We start from the raw sequence: 1,848 nt of genomic DNA, 5'->3' as shown, positions 1-1,848 counted from the left end.
ATCGAATCAGTGATATTTTGGCACCACAGGATTTTTTTAATACAGCAAACAAACTTATCTATCAGCACATTCAGAAATTATCAAGCGATGGTAAGCCTTATGATGTTATAACCTTATTTGATTCATTAGTGAGTGAAAATTTAGGTGAGGTTGCAGGTGGGTTACATTATCTTGCTGAAATTGCTAGAGATACACCAACTACTGTTAATGCGAAGGCTTATGCTGAGATTGTTAAAAACAAAGCGATAAAGCGTAAACTTTCAAAAGCCTTAATTGAATCTAATGAAATGCTGCAAGGGCAGGGGTTTAGCGAAGAAGATATTCTAGATAAGATTGAACAAGTTGTTTTGGGTGTTCGTCAGGATATTGACGGTGGTGATCATGATTTCATTCCAGTTAAATCGGTTATTCCTCAAATTATTGACTATTTAGATGCGATTTCAGAAAAAGATGGTCTTGCAGGATTACCAACAGGCTTTATTGATCTTGACGAAAAGCTTGGTGGATTAAGAGAAGAGCAATTAATCATCGTCGCTGGACGACCAGCTATGGGTAAAACCACTTTTGCAATGAATATAGCAGAAGCAGTACTGACACAAACAGATAAATCTGTTCTTGTATTTTCAATGGAGATGTCAGCACAAGACTTAGGTATGCGTATGGCATCTTCACTTGGCATACTGCCTTTTTCAAAGATTCGATCAGCACAGCTTGAAGATGCAGATTGGGCAAAGCTAACACTTTCCTTTGAAAAGCTTGATAAAATGAAATTGACAATGGTTGATAAGCCAGCATTAACACCAACTGAGGTTAAGCATAGGGCGCGTAAACATAAGCGAGAAAACCCAGATTTAGGCTTGATTGTGGTTGATTATCTGCAACTTATGCAAAACCCTGCTTATCAAAACAACAGAAACCTTGAAATATCAAATATTTCTGGCCAGCTTAAGGCATTGGCCAAAGAGTTAAAGGTTCCAGTTATTGCTTTATCGCAACTAAATCGTGGTGTTGAAGATCGAGCAATTAAAAAACCAATGATGCGCGATCTTAGGGACTCTGGGAGTATTGAACAAGATGCAGATATTATTTTGTTTGTACATAGAGAAGAGGTTTATGACCAGGAAAAACCCGATTTAAAAGGCTTAGCAGATATTATTATAGGCAAGCAAAGAAACGGAGAAATTGGTGAAGTTGGTTTGACGTTTAGAGGGGAATATTGCCGTTTTGAAAATCGCCAATTTCAATTTAATCGTAACCGCTCCATAAACCCCATCTAGTAAAGGCGTTTGTTCTTAATCATACTGTTGTTGTTTATTCATAAATATGGAGCACAGACGATGACAGAAACGCAAAGCAAGTGGCTATCAATTATTAGGGATTGGGAAGTCTCAGGGCTAACACAGGATAAATTCTGCCAGGAACAGGAAGTATCCAAAGCATCATTTTCCAAATGGCGTACCAAATTCATTGCAGAAGGTGCGCTTAAACCGCGCATTAAGGCCACAAAGGATGACACAAGCCCACCTCATGCCCCTTCTGGTTTTATTCCTTTTCATATCGATGCAAATACGGCAAAACAAAAAGCCATGATTGAAATTGATTTGCCATTTGGGATCACGTTAAGGGTACCTTGTGATGTTAACACCGGCACATGAGATTTACCTGGCCAATTTTCCGGTGGATATGCGCAAAAGTATCGATGGCTTATCCGCTTTGGTTTTATCTCAATTTGGTTGTGCTCCCACACAAAAAGGCAGCTATTTTGTTTTTGTAACAAGGCACGCAACCGGATGAAGGTGTTGTATTTTGACAAAAATGGCTTTGCACTATGGATGAAACGTCTGGAGA

General features: G+C 38.9%; 2 protein-coding genes and 1 pseudogene. All 3 read left to right on the top strand.

What is annotated here, in order from left to right; translation table 11 throughout:
• Positions 1 to 1,277 (top strand): replicative DNA helicase (gene dnaB, locus DNK84_RS10345; RefSeq protein WP_119344439.1); only part of this gene is annotated, 1,277 nt, incomplete at its 5' end.
• Between the two features lie 60 nt (positions 1,278 to 1,337).
• Positions 1,338 to 1,655: an IS66 family insertion sequence element accessory protein TnpA gene (gene tnpA / locus DNK84_RS10340; protein WP_119344438.1), complete on the top strand. Its 318-nt coding sequence runs from the start codon at positions 1,338 to 1,340 to the stop codon at positions 1,653 to 1,655.
• A pseudogene (tnpB, locus tag DNK84_RS14830) lies at positions 1,636 to 1,848 on the top strand (IS66 family insertion sequence element accessory protein TnpB); the annotation flags it as partial. The gene tnpA and the pseudogene tnpB, both read left to right, overlap by 20 nt.

The sequence above is a fragment of the Facilibium subflavum genome (assembly GCF_003574485.1).
GTDB lineage: Bacteria > Pseudomonadota > Gammaproteobacteria > Francisellales > Francisellaceae > Facilibium > Facilibium subflavum.
The sequence above is the reverse complement of the archived record's forward strand: the minus strand, read 5'-3'. Positions and strand labels throughout refer to the sequence as shown.